Origin of the sequence: Rhizobium sp. 2YAF20, from assembly GCF_052114685.1 — a bacterium.
GTDB lineage: Bacteria > Pseudomonadota > Alphaproteobacteria > Rhizobiales > Rhizobiaceae > Rhizobium.
The window spans coordinates 17,247-34,489 of record NZ_JBFRFF010000027.1 but is presented as its reverse complement, the minus strand read 5'-3'; the positions used below and the strand labels follow the sequence as shown (position 1 = coordinate 34,489).

15 protein-coding genes and 1 tRNA gene are annotated in these 17,243 nt (G+C 59.5%); 6 read left to right on the top strand and 10 right to left on the bottom strand.

The window, feature by feature from the left end; translation table 11 throughout:
• Window positions 1-9 precede the first annotated feature (9 nt).
• The 4 genes from truB (at window position 10) to AB4Z52_RS24690 (ending at window position 5,052) form a co-directional block, all read left to right on the top strand.
• Window positions 10-942: a tRNA pseudouridine(55) synthase TruB gene (gene truB / locus AB4Z52_RS24705; protein WP_442220544.1), complete on the top strand. Its 933-nt coding sequence runs from the start codon at window positions 10-12 to the stop codon at window positions 940-942.
• A 166-nt stretch (window positions 943-1,108) separates the two neighbouring features.
• Window positions 1,109-1,378 (top strand): 30S ribosomal protein S15, encoded by a 270-nt coding sequence (gene rpsO / locus AB4Z52_RS24700; RefSeq protein ID WP_442220543.1) that lies wholly within the window; start codon window positions 1,109-1,111, stop codon window positions 1,376-1,378.
• Window positions 1,379-1,794: 416 nt separating this feature from the next.
• Window positions 1,795-3,933, top strand: coding sequence for a polyribonucleotide nucleotidyltransferase (gene pnp, locus AB4Z52_RS24695; protein WP_442220542.1), 2,139 nt, complete (start codon window positions 1,795-1,797; stop codon window positions 3,931-3,933).
• Window positions 3,934-4,035: 102 nt separating this feature from the next.
• Window positions 4,036-5,052 (top strand): class I SAM-dependent methyltransferase, encoded by a 1,017-nt coding sequence (locus tag AB4Z52_RS24690; protein ID WP_442220541.1) that lies wholly within the window; start codon window positions 4,036-4,038, stop codon window positions 5,050-5,052.
• Between the two features lie 118 nt (window positions 5,053-5,170).
• Here the strand turns inward: AB4Z52_RS24690 and fabI are convergent, their stop codons facing one another.
• The 3 genes from fabI to fabA all read right to left on the bottom strand — a co-directional run bounded on the left by fabI (window position 5,171) and on the right by fabA (window position 7,791).
• Window positions 5,171-5,977 (bottom strand): enoyl-ACP reductase FabI, encoded by an 807-nt coding sequence (fabI, locus tag AB4Z52_RS24685; RefSeq protein WP_442220540.1) that lies wholly within the window; start codon window positions 5,975-5,977, stop codon window positions 5,171-5,173.
• A gap of 4 nt (window positions 5,978-5,981) precedes the next feature.
• Window positions 5,982-7,202, bottom strand: a complete 1,221-nt coding sequence (fabB, locus tag AB4Z52_RS24680) for a beta-ketoacyl-ACP synthase I (protein ID WP_442220539.1) — start codon at window positions 7,200-7,202, stop codon at window positions 5,982-5,984.
• 73 nt (window positions 7,203-7,275) lie between these two features.
• Window positions 7,276-7,791 (bottom strand): 3-hydroxyacyl-[acyl-carrier-protein] dehydratase FabA, encoded by a 516-nt coding sequence (gene fabA / locus AB4Z52_RS24675; protein ID WP_442220538.1) that lies wholly within the window; start codon window positions 7,789-7,791, stop codon window positions 7,276-7,278.
• Between the two features lie 301 nt (window positions 7,792-8,092).
• On the opposite strand from fabA, the gene irrA reads away from it, so the two are divergent.
• The gene (gene irrA / locus AB4Z52_RS24670) at window positions 8,093-8,512 is read left to right on the top strand and encodes an iron response transcriptional regulator IrrA (protein ID WP_442220537.1); all 420 of its coding nucleotides are present in this window, start codon (window positions 8,093-8,095) and stop codon (window positions 8,510-8,512) included.
• Window positions 8,513-8,629: 117 nt separating this feature from the next.
• Here the strand turns inward: irrA and AB4Z52_RS24665 are convergent, their stop codons facing one another.
• Window positions 8,630-9,265 carry a trimeric intracellular cation channel family protein gene (locus tag AB4Z52_RS24665; protein WP_442220536.1) on the bottom strand — a complete coding sequence of 212 codons (636 nt, stop codon included), beginning with the start codon at window positions 9,263-9,265 and terminating at the stop codon, window positions 8,630-8,632.
• Between the two features lie 141 nt (window positions 9,266-9,406).
• On the opposite strand from AB4Z52_RS24665, the gene AB4Z52_RS24660 reads away from it, so the two are divergent.
• Window positions 9,407-9,883 carry a hypothetical protein gene (locus AB4Z52_RS24660; protein ID WP_442220535.1) on the top strand — a complete coding sequence of 159 codons (477 nt, stop codon included), beginning with the start codon at window positions 9,407-9,409 and terminating at the stop codon, window positions 9,881-9,883.
• 18 nt (window positions 9,884-9,901) lie between these two features.
• Here the strand turns inward: AB4Z52_RS24660 and AB4Z52_RS24655 are convergent, their stop codons facing one another.
• The 6 genes from AB4Z52_RS24655 to AB4Z52_RS24630 form a co-directional block, all read right to left on the bottom strand.
• A complete protein-coding gene (locus AB4Z52_RS24655; protein WP_442220534.1) occupies window positions 9,902-10,693 on the bottom strand; it encodes a YdcF family protein in 792 nt (263 codons plus the stop codon).
• Between the two features lie 61 nt (window positions 10,694-10,754).
• The gene (locus AB4Z52_RS24650) at window positions 10,755-11,477 is read right to left on the bottom strand and encodes a YoaK family protein (RefSeq protein ID WP_442220533.1); all 723 of its coding nucleotides are present in this window, start codon (window positions 11,475-11,477) and stop codon (window positions 10,755-10,757) included.
• Between the two features lie 79 nt (window positions 11,478-11,556).
• Entirely contained in the window at window positions 11,557-13,731 is a 2,175-nt protein-coding gene (locus AB4Z52_RS24645) for a glycosyltransferase (RefSeq protein ID WP_442220532.1), read from the bottom strand.
• Window positions 13,716-15,014: a hypothetical protein gene (locus tag AB4Z52_RS24640; protein ID WP_442220531.1), complete on the bottom strand. Its 1,299-nt coding sequence runs from the start codon at window positions 15,012-15,014 to the stop codon at window positions 13,716-13,718. The genes AB4Z52_RS24645 and AB4Z52_RS24640 overlap by 16 nt, the downstream gene beginning before the upstream one ends.
• Window positions 15,015-15,109: 95 nt before the next feature.
• Entirely contained in the window at window positions 15,110-16,387 is a 1,278-nt protein-coding gene (locus AB4Z52_RS24635) for a hypothetical protein (protein WP_442220530.1), read from the bottom strand.
• A 691-nt stretch (window positions 16,388-17,078) separates the two neighbouring features.
• Window positions 17,079-17,154, bottom strand: a tRNA-Ala gene (locus AB4Z52_RS24630).
• Window positions 17,155-17,243: the final 89 nt, after the last annotated feature.

Here is a 17,243-nt window from a genome sequence, read left to right as displayed (position 1 = left end):
TAGAGACGAATGTCCAAACCACGCAAACCCAAGGGCCGCCCGGTTTCCGGCTGGCTGATCCTCGACAAGCCCGTCGATTTCGGCTCCACCGAAGCTGTCTCCAAGATCAAATGGCTGTTCAAGGCGCAGAAGGCCGGCCATGCGGGCACGCTCGATCCGCTGGCCTCCGGCATGTTGCCAATCGCGCTTGGCGACGCAACCAAGACCGTGCCCTACGTCATGGACGGCCGGAAAATCTATGAATTCGCCGTTACCTGGGGTGAGGAGCGCACAACGGACGATCTCGAAGGCGAGGTGACGCAGGTATCGGCCAAGCGTCCCAGCCAAGAGGATATACGAGCCTTGCTGCCCAAATATCTCGGCGTGATCAACCAGGTGCCGCCGCAGTTCTCCGCAATCAAGATCGCCGGCGAGCGCGCCTACGACCTGGCACGCGAGGGCGAGACGGTCGAGATTCCGTCCCGCGAGGTCGAGATTTTTCGCATGACGCTGCTTGCCTGCCCGGATGCCGATACCACCCACTTCGAGGTTGAATGCGGCAAGGGCACCTATGTCCGGGCGCTGGCGCGCGATTTCGGCCGCGAACTTGGTTGCTACGGCCATATTTCCGGCTTGCGCCGCAGCTTTGTCGCGCCCTTCGCCGAGGAGACGATGATCCCGCTTGCCGAACTGGTCGAACTCGAAAAGATCGAAGATCTGGACGAGCGGCTGGCAGCGCTCGACGCGCTGATGATCGACACCAGCGAGGCCCTGTCGGCCCTGCCGCATCTTGCCGTCACCGACGATCAGGCGCACCGGTTGAAGATGGGCAACCCGATCCTGATCCGCGGCCGGGATGCGCCGGTTGCCGAGAGCGAGGCTTACGCCACCGCACGTGGCAAGCTCATCGCCATCGGCGAGATCGGCGAAGGCGAATTCCGCCCGAAGCGGGTGTTCGTCTAGCCTAGGATGCACGTCTCGAGGCGCTGGTTTCAACGCCTCTTCCCTTTGCACCCTTAATAGTCTATAGGCTGCGCCAGCATCAGGCAGGCCTGAATGCATTCGCGGCCAATGCTGGACGACATCCCGGCTTTTGGCGACTTCTTCCTCTCATCGAAAGGACCATCCGATGTCGATTACTGCTGAGCGCAAGTCTGCGCTGATCAAGGAATATGCGACCGTCGAAGGTGATACCGGTTCGCCGGAAGTTCAGGTTGCGATCCTCACCGAGCGCATCAACAACCTGACCGATCACTTCAAGGATCACAAGAAGGACAACCACTCCCGTCGTGGCCTTCTGACCATGGTTTCCAGCCGTCGCTCGCTTCTTGACTATCTCAAGAAGAAGGACGAAGGCCGTTACACCAAGCTCATTGGAAGCTTGGGCATCCGCCGCTAAAGAATTTTCCGGCGGGCGTTCTTCAAGGACGCCCGCCGGTTGCTTATCAGGGGGTCGAAAGCCCCGATCGACATGTTTCTGCGGCGCTCTATTCATCGCGCGGCATGAGACAGACCGGCAGGCCCCGGATGAGCCGGACCTGCCAACGCCAACCGTTGACCTGTCATGGGGCAGGATTGCCGGATGCTTTTGGCTGAAGCGGGCGCTTCAGCCCGGCTCGGAGGTCGCAAGCGACCCAGGCCGAGATACCGAACGAACGAATGCCTCCGCCGACCTAGATGTCGCCGACGGCGTCGTACCCTAGGAAAAGCCTCCCGTTGTCTTGCCCATGATGTGTCACATCAGTGCGGTCGTAAGATGTGCCTTGCCGAAAACGGCGACGGCGCGCCTTCCCGCATCACGCAAGGAAAAGAATAATGTTCGACGTCCATACTGTTGAAATCGAGTGGGCAGGCCGCCCGCTCAAGCTTGAAACCGGCAAGATCGCCCGCCAGGCCGATGGCGCCGTCATGGCAACCTACGGCGAGACCGTGGTCCTTGCCACTGTCGTCTCCGCCAAGGCCCCGAAGGCTGGGCAGGATTTCTTCCCACTCACCGTCAACTACCAGGAAAAGACCTACGCAGCCGGCAAGATTCCCGGCGGCTACTTCAAGCGCGAAGGCCGTCCGAGCGAAAAGGAAACACTGGTTTCCCGCCTGATCGACCGCCCGATCCGCCCGCTTTTTCCTGAAGGCTACAAGAACGACACCCAGGTTGTCGTCACTGTCGTTCAGCACGATCTCGAGAACGATCCGGACATTCTGTCGATGGTCGCGACCTCTGCCGCGCTGACGCTTTCCGGCGTTCCATTCATGGGCCCGATCGGCGGCGCACGCGTCGGCTACATCAACGGCGAATATGTGCTGAACCCGCATATCGACGAGATGGACGAGAGCTCTCTCGACCTCGTCGTTGCCGGCACGCAGGAAGCCGTCCTGATGGTCGAGTCGGAAGCTAAGGAGCTTTCGGAAGAAATCATGCTCGGCGCCGTCATGTTCGGCCATCGCGGCTTCCAGCCCGTCATCGACGCGATCATCAAGCTCGCGGAAGTCGCTGCCAAGGAACCGCGCGATTTCAACCCGGAAGACTATTCGGCGCTCGAAGCAGAAATGCTCGGCATGGCTGAAGCCGAACTCCGCACCGCCTACAAGAACACCCAGAAGGCAGAGCGCTATGCTGCCGTCGACGCCGTCAAGGCCAAGGTGAAGGCGCATTTCTTCCCGGAAGGCCAGGAAGCCAAGTATTCGGCCGAAGTCATCGGTGCCGTCTTCAAGCACCTCCAAGCCAAGATCGTCAGATGGAACATCCTCGACACCAAGAGCCGCATCGACGGCCGCGACCTATCGACCGTTCGCCCGATCGTCTCGGAAGTCGGTGTGCTGCCGCGCACGCACGGCTCGGCCTTGTTCACACGCGGTGAAACGCAGGCAATCGTCGTTGCTACGCTCGGCACCGGCGAAGACGAGCAGTATGTCGACAGCCTGACCGGCATGTACAAGGAACGCTTCCTTCTGCATTACAACTTCCCTCCCTACTCGGTTGGCGAAACAGGCCGCATGGGCTCCCCGGGCCGCCGCGAAATCGGCCATGGCAAGCTTGCTTGGCGCGCCATCCGCCCGATGCTTCCGACGGCAGAGCAGTTCCCCTACACGCTGCGCGTGGTCTCCGAGATCACCGAATCCAACGGCTCCTCGTCGATGGCTACCGTCTGCGGCACCTCGCTGGCGCTGATGGATGCGGGCGTTCCGTTGTCGAAGCCGGTTGCCGGCATCGCCATGGGCCTGATTAAGGAAGACGATCGCTTCGCGGTTCTCTCCGACATCCTCGGTGACGAGGATCATCTCGGCGACATGGACTTCAAGGTTGCCGGCACCGAAGGCGGCATCACCGCCCTTCAGATGGACATCAAGATCGAAGGCATCACCGAAGAGATCATGAATGTCGCCCTGAACCAGGCAAAGGGCGGCCGTCTGCACATCCTCACGGAAATGGGCAAGGCGATCTCCGAGAGCCGCGGCCAGCTCGGCGAATTCGCACCGCGCATCGAAGTGATGAACATACCGGTCGATAAGATCCGTGAAGTCATCGGCTCTGGCGGCAAGGTCATCCGCGAAATCGTCGAAAAGACCGGCGCCAAGATCAACATCGAGGACGATGGCACGGTCAAGATCGCCTCTGCTTCCGGCAAGGAAATCGAAGCCGCCCGCAAGTGGATCCACTCGATCGTTGCGGAACCTGAAATCAACCAGGTCTACGAAGGAACTGTTGTCAAGACCGCAGATTTCGGCGCCTTCGTCAACTTCTTCGGCGCCCGCGACGGTCTCGTGCACATCTCGCAGCTCGCTTCCGACCGCGTCGCCAAGACGACCGACGTCGTCAAGGAAGGCCAGAAGGTCTGGGTCAAGCTTCTCGGCTTCGACGAGCGCGGCAAGGTTCGCCTTTCCATGAAGGTTGTCGACCAGGAAACCGGCAAGGAAATTCCTGCCGACAAGAAAAAGGAAGAAGCGGCCGAATAAGCCGCGCCTTCACCTGATTTCCGGGGCGCGGGACAAATTCCGCGCCCTTTTTCTATCTGCCCTGCCCGTATTCGATCTACCCCTGCAAGACGAGATGACATCATGAGCCGCGACGCGCTTAAGACCCTGTTCCATCCCTTCGCCTCCGGCACGGTCGCCGTTCCAGGCGAAGGCGAGCGCATGCTCTTTCTCGGCGCAGAAGCCGGTTTCTCGCTACCTGAAGGCTTCGGGGCGGCGCTGACCGCCGTTCAGGGCTTCCGTCCGCTTCACCGGCAGCTTCTCGCCCAACGGGTCGAGGCCACCCCTGAGATCGAAGGCGAGGACTACGATGGCGCGCTCATCCTTTGCACCAAGCACAAGGGCGAGAACGAGGGCAATCTTGCGGAGGCAATCTCGCGCGTGAAGCTTGGCGGGCTGATCGTCGTTGCCGGCGGCAAGGAAGACGGTATCCAGCCGCTGCGCAAGCGCGTCGAAGGCTTGGCCGTTGCGGTTGATTACATGCCGAAATACCACGGCGTCGCCTTCTGGTTCGGCCGCCCCGACGACATCGCGCCTTTGCTTGCAAAGTTTGAAAAGAAGGCCGCGAATGTCGAGGGACGCTTTGTGGCGGCGGCGGGGATGTTCTCCCATGATCGCGTCGATGCGGGATCCGAATTGTTGGCATCGCGCCTGCCGACCGATTTCACCGGCGACGTTGCCGATTTCGGTGCAGGCTGGGGTTACCTCTCCGTCGAAATGGCGGCCAAGTCACCGAGGCTCGGCCGTATCGACCTCTATGAGGCCGACCATGCATCGCTGCAGGCTGCCAAGGCCAACCTGGCAAGAAACTGCCCGGCGGTCACTGCGCGCTTCTTCTGGCACGATCTGGCAGGAGAGCCTGTCCGGGACAAGTACGACCTTGTCATCATGAACCCGCCCTTCCATGAGGGCCATGCCGCCGATCCCGCGCTGGGCGCTGCAATGATCAAGACCGCGGCCTCAGCGCTGCGCGGCAACGGCCGCCTCATGCTCGTCGCCAATCGCGGCCTGCCCTACGAGCCGGTGCTGGCAGAGCACTTCAAGGAGCACGGCGAAACCTGCCGTAACGCCCGTTTTAAGGTGCTCTGGGCGCGCAAGTAGCGGTTTCTGGCAGCGGGTGTGGTCGGCCAGAGAGCTGATTGCACGATCCGGCGGGAAGCCATAGACATTAAAAAAGGCGCAGATCGATCTGCGCCTTTTTTCGTGCTTGCCGGTGGCCTTATTCGGCGTCGGCCCGGGTCAATGTTTCGAGTGTCGGCATCGAAGTGATGTTGTAGCCGGCATCGACATGGTGAATCTCACCGGTGACGCCGGCCGACAGGTCCGACAGGAGATAGAGCGCCGAGCTGCCGACGTGATCGATCGTCACCGTCTTACGCAGCGGCGCGTTGTGCTGGTTCCACGACAGGATGGCGCGCGCGTCCGAAATGCCGGCACCGGCAAGCGTGCGGATCGGGCCGGCCGAGATCGCGTTGACGCGTATGCCGCGCGGACCGTAGTCGGCGGCGAGGTAGCGCACTGACGCTTCAAGGGCTGCCTTGGCCACGCCCATGACGTTGTAGTTCGGGATGACGCGCGCGGAGCCGTTATAGGTCAGCGTCAGGATGCTGCCGCAGTCGTCCATCATGCTTGCCGCGCGCTTTGCGACCTCTGTGAAGGAGAAGCAGGAAATCACCATGGTGCGGGTGAAGTTCTCGCGCGTGGTGTTGGCGTAGAGGCCCTTCAGCTCATTCTTGTCGGAAAAGCCGATCGCATGCACCAGGAAGTCCAACTTGCCCCAGCGGGCCCGCAATTCGTCCATGGCGGCATCGACGGAGACGATGTCCTCGACGTCGCAGGGCACGACGAAATCCGAGCCGACTTCGGCCGCCAGCGGCTTGACGCGCTTGCCGAGCGCCTCGCCCTGATAGGTGAAGGCGAGTTCCGCCCCCTCAGCCGCCAGCGCTTTTGCAATACCCCATGCGATGGAATGATTGTTTGCGACACCCATGATGAGGCCGCGCTTGCCGTGCATTATTCCGGTCATTGGGTTATCCGTTGTAGCGCTGGAACACGAGCGTGGCGTTGGTGCCACCGAAGCCGAACGAGTTGGAAAGAACCGTGTCGATCTTGGGATTGTCGATGCGCTTTCTAACGATCGGCACGCCTTCAAATTCCGGGTCGAGTTCGGTGATATGGGCGCTCTCGCCGATAAAGCGCTCCTGCATCATCAGGATCGAATAGATCGATTCCTGGACGCCGGCAGCGCCGAGCGAATGCCCTGTCTGTGATTTGGTGGACTGGATAGGCGGGATCTTGGCGCCGAACACCTCGCGGATAGCGCCGATTTCCTTGCTGTCGCCGACCGGCGTCGAGGTGCCGTGGGTGTTGATATAGTCGATATCGGACTTCACCGTCGCAATGGCCTGGCGCATGCAGCGTGCAGCACCTTCGCCGGAGGGAGCGACCATGTCGTAGCCGTCCGAAGTGGCGCCATAGCCGACGACTTCGGCGTAGATCTTTGCGCCTCGGGCTTTGGCGTGTTCCAACTCTTCGAGAACCAGTACGCCGGCACCACCGGCGATGACGAAGCCGTCACGGCTGACGTCATAGGCGCGAGAGGCGGTATCCGGCGTGTCGTTATACTTCGACGACATAGCGCCCATGGCGTCGAAGAGGTTCGACATCGACCAGTCGAGGTCCTCGTGGCCGCCAGCGAACATGACGTCCTGCTTGCCCCACTGGATCATTTCGGTCGCATTGCCGATGCAATGGGCGGAGGTCGAGCAGGCCGAAGAAATCGAATAGTTGACGCCGTGGATCTTGAACCAGGTGGCAAGCGTGGCCGACGCCGTCGAGGACATGGCCTTCGGCACGGCAAAGGGGCCGATGCGCTTCGGGCTGTTGTTCTTTTCAGTGATCTCGGCAGCCTCGATGATCGTGCGGGTCGACGGACCGCCGGAACCCATGATGATGCCGGTGCGCTCGCTGGTGATCTCAGCCTCTTCGAGACCTGAATCGGCAATCGCCTGCTTCATGGCGACGTGGTTCCAGGCGCCGCCCTGCGACAGGAAGCGCATGGCGCGGCGATCGACCAGCTCGGTCGGATCCAGCGACGGGCGTCCCCAGACCTGGCACTTGAAACCATGGTCGGCGAAATCCTTTGAAAATGAAATGCCTGACTTTGTCTCGCGCAGCGAGGCGGCAACTTCCGCGGCATCATTCCCGATCGAAGAGACAATACCAAGACCTGTGACAACTACCCGTCTCATGTGTTGGACCTTTTCCTTATTGTCGAATCTATGCGCAGGGTGCAGCACCTATCATGCCGCGCCTCAGCCGCCATCACTCAGCCTTGTCCTTGGACAAACCGACGCGCAGGTCGGTTGCCCGGTAGATTTCCTCGCCGTCGGCCTTCATCCAGCCGTCGGCAGTGCCGAGCACCATTCGGCCGCGCATCACGCGTTTGAAGTCGATGCCGTACTCAAGGAGCTTCGTGGACGGACGAACCATGCCCTTGAACTTCACTTCGCCGGTCGAAAGCGCCATGCCGCGGCCCGGCTCTCCGAGCCAGCCGAGAAAAAAGCCCGTCAGCTGCCACATGCCGTCCAGGCCGAGGCAGCCGGGCATGATGGGGTTGCCTGCAAAATGGCATGGGAAGTACCAGTCATCCGGGCGCACATCGTATTCGGCGCGGATATAGCCTTTGTCAAAAGCGCCGCCCGTTTCGGAAATGTCGGTAATGCGATGGACCATCAGCATAGGCGGTAACGGCAGTTGCGCATTGCCCGGGCCGAACAGTTCGCCGCGGGCGCAGCTCAAGAGTTCGCTATAGGTGAAGCTGGATGGTTTCGTCGTCATAAAAGTTCCGTTTCCCCCGCAAAGTGCCGATGGATGGTGAAGCTAGTTCAAGTCCGGCAGAAAATGAAGCGCAAGCGCGACATACTGTATTTCGGCCGGCCAGCTGAACAAGCAGTACGGTGTTATTTGGTGGTCGCATACAGGAAGGCCAAGGCTGCTGCCAGAGGCAAATGCACGAATAGCCCTATTTTGCGGCCAATGGCACATTCTTGTCCCCATCGAAACTATTGAAAGCCGGGCGCGCAAAAGTTATATGCTCAGGTCAACATCGCGTGACATCAGGAATCCGGAGCTCCTTTGAATGGCGGCTGAAGCCAATATCGCTATCGAGACCAGGCTGCGCACGGCAGGTCTCAGGCCGACCCGGCAGCGCGTGGCGCTCGGCGAGCTCCTGTTTGCAAAGGGCGACCGACATCTGACGGTCGAGGAGCTGCATGAAGAAGCGGTCGCCGCGCATGTGCCCGTCTCGCTCGCCACAGTCTACAATACGCTCCACCAGTTTACCGAGGCGGGGCTCATTCGCGTGCTCGCCGTCGAGAGCGCCAGGACCTATTTCGACACCAATGTGTCCGACCATCACCACTTCTTCATCGAGGGCCACAATGAGGTACTCGACATACCGATCAGCAATCTGACGATCGACAATCTGCCCGAGCCGCCTCCGGGCATGGAAATCGCGCATGTCGACGTCGTCATCCGGCTTCGCGCCAAGCAAAGCTGAGAGTTAGAGCGGTTCATCGTTTCATGGACGTGCTTCACAGCTCTATCTGTTTGTTTTGACGCAATTCCTAGCGAAAACCGCTTCGCACTTTTCCCCGAATTGCTCAAGCCGCCGCCCTTACATCACTTCGTCCGGATGCCTGCCCGCCCTTGGCTTGTAGCTCGGGAACGTCCACCCGAACCATAGAGCGCCGCCGCGCACCGCGAATGCCGCAGCGACGCCGAGAGCGGACGAGGCATAGAGAGGCATGGGCGTCGCGTTGGCCAGGGTAAAGACGGAGGCGCCCGCAAGCGCTGCCGTCACGTAGATTTCGGGACGCAGCAGCACGGACGGCTCGTTGGCAAGTAGATCGCGCAATATGCCGCCGAATGTCGCCGTTAGCGTTCCGGTGACGATCGCCACGGTCGGAGAACCGGTCGCAGCAAGCCCCTTGGCCGCGCCCATGACGCAATAGGCCGAAAGACCGATAGCATCGAGCCAGATCAGCAGCCGGTAACGCGATTCAAACATATGGGCGGTGAAGAAAACGACGGCGCCAACGACGCAGCAGACCAGGATATAGGTTGGGTTCAGCACCCAGAAGACAGGGACACGCCCAAGGACCACGTCTCTTAGCGTCCCGCCGCCGATACCGGTGACTGCTGCCAGGAACAGATATCCGATGAGGTCCAGCTGCTTGCGGGAGGCGGACAGCGCACCGGTCGCGGCAAAGACAGCAACACCGGCGTAATCCAGGAAGATAAGAAGAGACATCGGCTGCTCCGGTGGGTGGCTGTCGGAATATTCGTCGGAATGGATCACGGCGGCAAGGGCGGCGCAAGCAGTGAAGCCTAAGATCGCACATCTGCCATCGCCATACGTTGCGGCACGGCATTCTAAGAGGAACGACTGACTGTGAAATCGCTATTGATCGTGATCCTGAACGTGATCGCACTTGTGGTCACGCCTGCCGTCGTGCAAGCCCAGCAATCCCTGATGCCAGACCCCGCCGCTTTTGAGAGAGACCATTTCAACAAGCGCTGCGGCGGTGAGGTAAGCTTCGGCGAGGGGTTTGCAACCGAACAGGACATCAACAATGACGGGCTGAAGGATGTCGTCATCAATGAGGGCGAAATCACCTGCAAGGGCGAGAAGGGTCCCGACTGCACCGACGAGGGCTGCCCGCGCAACTTCTACCTTCAAGTGGCCGAGGGCGGATATTTCATGGTCGCGACGGCACGAATCTACGGCTACGACTTCATCCAGCGCTTCGGCAACATGGTTCTGGTCATGAAGATGCATCCGCATTTTTGCGACCGCACCGACACCGAACCCTGCGAGATCACCGTGCGGGTGCGCGGCACCAAATTCGTAACGATCTCGAAAAAGTAGCGCGATGTCGGCGGGGGGTTACGGTCCCGGGTAAAATTCCGACGTGCGACCGGAAAAATAATAGCCGACAAGGCCGATCCATTCCCTGACCGCGGTCGACAGCAGGGCGACATTCAGCGACGGCTGCGACGCATCCAGGCGCAGATATTCCTTGCCGCTGGAACGATAGTCGACCGGCCATGGCACGACGTCGATGCCAAGCTTGCGGAAAATGCCCATTGAGCGCGGCATATGAAAACCTGATGTAATCAGCAGGCAGTTGGACATGCTATTACTTGCAAGAAGCGCCTTCGTATTGATCGCGTTCTCGAAGGTCGTCCGCGAATCCTTGTCCTCGACGAGCCTGGAGCTATCGAGGCCAAAGGCTTTGAACATGCGCTCCGATATGACGGCGTCGCCCTCATAATTGCCGGTAATCGATCCATCTCCGCCAGATACCAGGATACGAGCCTGCGGATATTTCTGCGCCAGGCGCAACGCCTCGACGAACCTGTCGCCCGCGGCATCAAGATCGTAGCCGCCGCGCGACGTCGTGACGACTGTATCGAAGGCGCCACCGAGAACGATCATGCATTTGAGGTCGACGGGATCACCAGCATGCTTTGGAAAGCGATCCTCGAGCCCCTGAACCAGATAGGCACCGGTCGAAGTAAAGAGGGCGGTAAACAGAATTGCGACCGAAAGTGCTGACGTTGCAACCCCCAACCTGCGCCACCGCAGCAACGCCGCAAGGAAAGCGAGCGTCGCGAAGAAAAATGCGAGCGAAAGAGGCTGACCCAAAATCCAGACGAGTTTAGAAATCAGGAACACACGGTCATCTCCTGTTGCACCTTGCCTCTCCTAGCAGATTCTTATGCCATTCAAAGGACAGCTATCTCGCGACTTTCCTGGCTGCTGGCGCGATTGCGATGCGATGACCGAAGCGCTGCTGCAGCGGGCGTGGGATGAAAAGGGTGCCGATCGCGACGAGAAGTGCGACCATTGAGACAAACCAGAGTGCCTCTGCGCCGAATTGGTGCACAAGCACCGCTCCGAGAACGGCACCGGCCAGCATTCCGGCCCACGGCACGATCTGGATCGTCCAGGCGATATCGCGATCTCCCATCAGAAAGCGGCCGATACCGCGCCCGAAACGCGAAAGCGCACCCGTCACATAGGTCAGACCAATCGGCAAACCCTCGATATGCTCGACCGCGGCATTGACCATGCCCATTGCCAGCACGATGAGATAGAACTGAGCGAGCAACATCGCTGGCGCGGAAAGCATTGAGGCGACGGCAAGGGTGATGCTGACGCTTGCGAGCACGACGAACGTGCGGCGCGGCACCGCGCGAGCAAGGACGACGCCAAGCGCGTTGCCCGCAACGAAGGCGAGGATGGCAAATAGCAGCACAAGCCCGTGTCGCAGGTCGCCGGCGGCAAGCGCGATGGCCGCTCGCGTCGTATTCCCAGTCATGAACGAAACGAAATCGCCACTCAGCACCAGGCCGACCGCATCGGTCATGCCGGCAAGGAAGGCAATAGATCCGGCAAGAACCAGGCCGGTCGCCTTTCGGCGGATCTTGATGAGGCTGCGACGGCGCTGTCTGGTCATGGTCGATTCGGAATGAGTTGCTTCACGGCTGATGCTAGACCTCAGCAGATGCTCTTGACCAGACCCGATCGTTTCATAGCTACGATGTGCTCCATGCTGGCGCGCCGACGGTCTGACCGGCTCGCTTCCACAGTCGGCGCCGGGGTTCGGTAACCAGGGGAATGATCTCCGCCGTGTGTGTTGGCGCTTCTATCGGCGCCACCACCGCAACGGTCTCGTCGTTAATCATCAGGCCATCCGGCTTGCCAAACATCCGCTGCATCAGGCCTGAGAGCGCGGCGCGCGGATGAGCCCGCGCCGGCATTGCTTCCGGCATCTCGCTAAACAGGCGCTCGATCATGGTCTCGCGCACGGCCTCAGGCGTCTTTCTGATCTCGCCGCCGTTGCGCCTGTCCTTCAGCGCGACGATCGAAAGAGTAAAGCGCGATCGAAGATGGTCGGCAGCAGAAACGCGACCGACAACATCAAGATCCTGAAACGGGCTAAAGATCAGCAGATCACCGGGATCGACGAGCTTGGCGACACGCATTTCGGGGATGACCATTTGTGCCTCATGGACCGATATTTCCTCGACCATGCAGGCTGTGGCGCTGTTGCCGTAGCCGACGCGGGTACGAAGCGCTAGGGGAAAGCGGATATCGTCGAGAGGGATGCGCGGCAGCTCGATGCAGACGAGCATCGACACGAACGCGTAGATCATCACGACCATGCCCCAGGCGACGCTGAAACCGTCCAACGCGTGGTAGGTATTGAGCAGCGGGCCGTTCAGCATGCCGACGAAAGTCAGAACGATGATGGACAGGAAGACGAACGCAAGAGGATAGAGGACGGTGACCTGGCTGCGGTCCTCTCCCTTTGCGGTAACCTTGAACGGGCGGCCGAATGGCCGCAGGACGGCATGGAAGATCGCGACCGTGATCGGGATGGCGGCGACCATCTGCGACACTTCGGTAAACAGCGGCAAGCTCCGTCGATCCGATACCCAGTAGTGGAACGCCCACATGCCGCCGACCATCGGCAGCGCGTACATGAAGAATGCCTCAGGCTCCATCAGGATCGCCGGCAACCCCATGAAATAGTAAAGGATCGGCGCTGCCAGAAGCAGCAGAATGAACGGTCGGCAGAACCAGAACAGCAGGCCATGGAAATAATGGAGGCGCTGCATGAAGGTATAGCCGCGGCCAAGGAAGGGGCCGTCTCTCAGCAGCGCGACCTGGATCGTGCCGAGACACCAACGGCAGCGCTGGGTTATGTAGCCGGACAGCGTTTCGGCCGAAAGGCCGACGCTGAGGCGCTCGTTCAGCCAGCGTGTCCGCAGGCCCTTTTGCATCAGCCGGTAAGTGAGATGGATGTCTTCGGTCACGGTCTCCTGTGGCATGCCGCCGATCAACTCCAGCGCATCGCGACGGACGATGCAGGATGTGCCGACGCAGAAAGCCGCACCCCAGCCATCCTTGGACGGCTGCATGACATCGAAGAAAATGCGCTGGTCGTCGACCCATGCCTTGCTCGCCAGCAGGTTATGCTGAACGGGATCAGGATTATAATAGAATTGCGGGGTCTGGATCAGGCCGATGTTCGGATCGGAAAACTGGCCGATCGTGCGTTTCAGGATGGATCGCTGCGGTGCGAAGTCCGCATCGAGGATGAGAATATAAGGCGCGTTCGCCCCGGCAGACTGGCGCAAGGCATTGTTGATGTTGCCGCCCTTGGCGCCGACATTGTCGTCGCGACGGAGATAGCTGACGCCAACCTCCTCGCAATATTCCCGCAGCCAGTCGCGGCGACCGTCGTCCAGAACCCAGACGGTATAGTTTGCATAGTCGATGACCTTGGCGGCAAGGATGGTTCGCTCGAGGATCGGCAGCTCTTCATTATAGGTGCAGATAAACACGTCGACTGCCGGCGGCGTTTCCATCCCGGAAATCATCCGCTCGCTCTCATCTGCCTTGCCGCTGTGGTCCGTCCGGCGGAAAAAGAAGACGATCGACAGGATCGTATAGAAAATGATGATCGTCTCGAAGGCGATGTAGATGCGTGGCCACAGCGAATAGGCGCTGCCGTCAAGTTCCGGCAACGTCCGGGTCGCACGGAAGAACAGGTAGTTCAGCAGCATCACGATGAGGATCGTACCGAACAGGATACGGTCGCTGGCCTTGCGGCTATCGAGAAAAAGCGAGCAGGCGAGGATGAGGAGAATGGCGACCGCGCAGAAGAGGATTGAATCGGACAGGGTTACTATTTCTGGGGACATGGATCATCCTCGTTCGCAGTCTTGCGACCTTTCAGGCCGACAAATGGATTGATGTCGAGAGCGGCAAGCGCAGCCCAGCCGGTTGCTCCCACGTGGGGGAGCCGGTAATATTTAAAATCACCGGGCGTGGAGTTCGGGCCGACCTGCAGGCCGGTCGTCAGTTGCTCGTTGACGGTGGCGTAGATCAGTCCGTCGGGCGCGAGCTGCTGTTTTATGGTCTCGAACAACGGGTCGGCTTTTTCGGGGTGACCGGTCAGCCGGAAGACGAGGGCTGCCTGGGCCGTACCCTCAAGCCATATGCCGTCGCGGTCGTTGTTGAAGTCGAAGCCGCCAGGAACGCCGTGATTGACCTCGGTCCAGGCAAGCGTGCGCTCGGCCTTGTCCTTCAGGCTCGGGACCGCAATCAACGGCCACAGCTCGGCATCGAGGCCCGACATACCCGCGTTTGGAGATGAAGTGTCCGGCAGCGTCCCGATATAGAAGCGCCCCTCGCCATTGTCCCACATGCTCTTCACAAAGGATTCGGCGCTATCGGCATAGCGGCTCCAATCTCCGCCGGTATCCACCCGCGCCAACCAGGCGTCGGCTGCGTAAACGTCGAGATTGTGCTCCGTCGATTTCCAGGTCATTCGGTCCGGCGTCGGCTCATGGCCGAAGAAGCCGCCGAAATAACCCTTCCCCTTCTGGTCGAAGGTATTCTTGTGGATCCAGTCCATAATCTTGCTGGCAGCGTCCAGGTAGGCCTTCTGATCGGTCTGTTCATAGGCCATCAGCAAGGCCAGCGCGCCCCAGGCCGTGCTGCCGGTGGCGGATCCCACCTGATAGCCATCTTCGACCCAGGAATTGCTTGCCGTGCTCCAGTAGCCAGGCAAAAGGATGCCTTGCTTGTCGACGGCAACGGGGCCTGAGCGATAGGCGTTGCGCAGCCGGCCGTCGTGGTAATGGCGGTCGGTCTCGACGGCGAGCACGAAAGCGTCGGCAACGCGGCGGGCCTCGTCTTTACGATTGCAGCCGTAGAGCGTCATCATCGCTAGAGCATTGTCATAGATGAAGCCGGTATTTTCCAAGGCTGGATGAAGGGCAGAGCCGCCATTGGCGGGCTCGAAGCTCCGAAAGAAGAACGGCTGCGTCGGCGGGCCGGTCATGTCGTTGACGATGCCCTCGCAGATCGCGCAGGCAAGGGCCTGGCGCACCCCGTCCGGAGCGGCATCGGCGGAAAAGGCTCCGGGCGGCAGCAGGGCGGCAAGGAACGCTGCTCGCGCAGCAAACGCGACAATCCCCAAACTTGCTCTGCGCCAATGGGAGCTGGGGGCAGACAGTCTTGGCGGATGGCTCAACATCGGACACACCCTTTCGGTACGCATCACCCGGCCCGGTATCAACGATCTACGGTTTTCAGAACAACCGAGCTCTGCCCGGTCACCCTGTCGAAGATCGTTGAGGCTGAAAGCCTTGTTGCGGACGAGGGCGTCAATTCCGCAACAGCCTCCTTGGAATAGCGCATCAGCTTCGAGACGATCGATTCGCCCAGCGATACGATCACCTCTTCGCCGACATGACAGCCGAAGAACTTATCGTCGCTTTGCTTGGCGAGCGTGTCAGAGCCCGGCGCCTTGTCATCCAGCTTCAGGAGCACGTAGACTTCGTTGCCCTCTGCCTTGGGGAATTTTTCAAAATAGCGGTTTTGCGTGCCAGAGGAGAAATAGCGCACGATCTTGTAGATGTGCGCCGCACGCTTTATCCCGAGGCTCCGGAAATTGATCATCGCCGGAGTGCCGATTTCCAGCTCGGAGACGTCGCGACTTTCGTAAACGGCAGCCGCGAAAGCCTCCTTGCAATCCAGCGACCGCGCGACCGGCTGGCCCTGAACCAGGAAGTCGCCGGAGGACGCATCGACGCTCACGACCTGCCCATGCTGTTCGGCGACCACATTGGCTGCGCCCGTGTTTCCGAGCCTGCCCTCTTCGCGGGCGATCAGATTATCCACCTGGCCCTGACGAACGGTCATTTGATTGATACCGATCTGGTCCTCATCGATTTCGCCGGCAATCTTGGTGCGCTGCATCTCGAGCGTCAGCAGATTTCCGGCAACAGGTCCGCCGGTATAGATATTTCTTTCGACCAGGCTGCGGATGATCTGGTTGCGGCGGACTTCGCCATTTGCCGAATCGAGATCATATTGCGCGGCGTTGCGCTTCTGGCGCTGGGGCTCGACGCTCATTTCCGACATCATGCCCTTCTTGACCATGGTCGTCTGACGCAGCAACAGAGCGTCCTGTTCGCTGAGCTTGGCCTGATAGGACTGGACGTTGGATTGGGCATTTTCAATGACGGCCGCCAGTTCGCTGAGCACGCCCTTTTTCACGTCTTCGATCTGCGCCACCACGGTGGCGAGTTGCGCCTTGCGCTGGTCGACAACAGCGGTCTGATTATTCATCTTTTCAGCAAGGTCGATCTTTTCGAGGCGCAAGCCGGTCAGCGAAGTCTGATCCTGGTTTGGATTGGAAACCGTTGCCGTCACATCGCCGGGGTTCACCACCTGACCAACCTGGAGTGATATCTTGTCGACGCGACCATAGATCGGCGCGGCTATGAGTTGCACCGGGGCGTTAATAACTGCCTTTGTCGAGACAATGAAAAACTGGTTCGGAATCATCGCCATCGCCATGATGGTGATAAGCATTATCGCAAAAACATAACCAAATATCCTGGATACCGACAGTATCTTCCGATTTCTCGTAATTTCATTAGAGGATATTTTCCGCATGTACTTCCAATCCCGACATACAATGGTCACAAGTCTAAATTGAAAGGCGCTTCCTCTGCCTCTTATTTCGTATCTTTTGTTATTTTTATTCTTGGTTGAATTAGCACATTGCGTTTTATGCTGCAATGCGACTTATTTGGGCACGAGACCGATGGTTTTACACCGTGTTAAAAACATCACTCTCGTTACGTGGAGCCATGAGCCTCGATGTTGCTCCGGACAGCTGACCCGTTAATTTTAGGGGGAAGACGGCACTTAAAACAATTCAGCATTTCGGGCTATGCGCGAGGAACGATCAACGGGAAGGAGAAATTTCCGTTTTCTATCAACAACAAGGCAGATCTTGACTGTTTTTTGCTGCGATGAGCCCTTGGCGTCCCGCTTTAGCGGAAACCCTGTTGTGAAAGCGCCAAATGGGGAACCTGCGCCACTTTATCTGAACAATTGATTTGTCGAGTTCAGCGCCATCCGGGAGACCTGCTCGCCGTCGCTTCTACTCCTTTGGGATAATAAACCCAAAATACTTCACGTTTCGCAGATGCGAAAAAATTTATACTACCTGGAAGTGATTCGGAAGATTTGGTGGAGCTAAGCGGGATCGAACCGCTGACCTCTTGCATGCCATGCAAGCGCTCTCCCAGCTGAGCTATAGCCCCATCGAAATGGTCCGGTCTGGCCGGCCTGGGACCCTTCCGAGCGCTTTGCCCATCGGGGTGGCGGCTTATTACTTCCCGTTATGAAAGAT

Bases quoted from the DNA above. Each gene is read 5' to 3' on its own strand.
- AB4Z52_RS24635 (WP_442220530.1), bottom strand. From the start codon at position 16,387: ATGATTCCGAACCAGTTTTTCATTGTCTCGACAAAGGCAGTTATTAAC.
- rpsO (WP_442220543.1), top strand. From the start codon at position 1,109: ATGTCGATTACTGCTGAGCGCAAGTCTGCGCTGATCAAGGAATATGCG.
- truB (WP_442220544.1), top strand. From the start codon at position 10: ATGTCCAAACCACGCAAACCCAAGGGCCGCCCGGTTTCCGGCTGGCTG.
- AB4Z52_RS24650 (WP_442220533.1), bottom strand. From the start codon at position 11,477: ATGACCAGACAGCGCCGTCGCAGCCTCATCAAGATCCGCCGAAAGGCG.
- AB4Z52_RS24690 (WP_442220541.1), top strand. From the start codon at position 4,036: ATGAGCCGCGACGCGCTTAAGACCCTGTTCCATCCCTTCGCCTCCGGC.
- fabA (WP_442220538.1), bottom strand. From the start codon at position 7,791: ATGACGACGAAACCATCCAGCTTCACCTATAGCGAACTCTTGAGCTGC.
- irrA (WP_442220537.1), top strand. From the start codon at position 8,093: ATGGCGGCTGAAGCCAATATCGCTATCGAGACCAGGCTGCGCACGGCA.
- fabB (WP_442220539.1), bottom strand. From the start codon at position 7,202: ATGAGACGGGTAGTTGTCACAGGTCTTGGTATTGTCTCTTCGATCGGG.
- AB4Z52_RS24645 (WP_442220532.1), bottom strand. From the start codon at position 13,731: ATGTCCCCAGAAATAGTAACCCTGTCCGATTCAATCCTCTTCTGCGCG.
- fabI (WP_442220540.1), bottom strand. From the start codon at position 5,977: ATGACCGGAATAATGCACGGCAAGCGCGGCCTCATCATGGGTGTCGCA.
- pnp (WP_442220542.1), top strand. From the start codon at position 1,795: ATGTTCGACGTCCATACTGTTGAAATCGAGTGGGCAGGCCGCCCGCTC.
- AB4Z52_RS24665 (WP_442220536.1), bottom strand. From the start codon at position 9,265: ATGTCTCTTCTTATCTTCCTGGATTACGCCGGTGTTGCTGTCTTTGCC.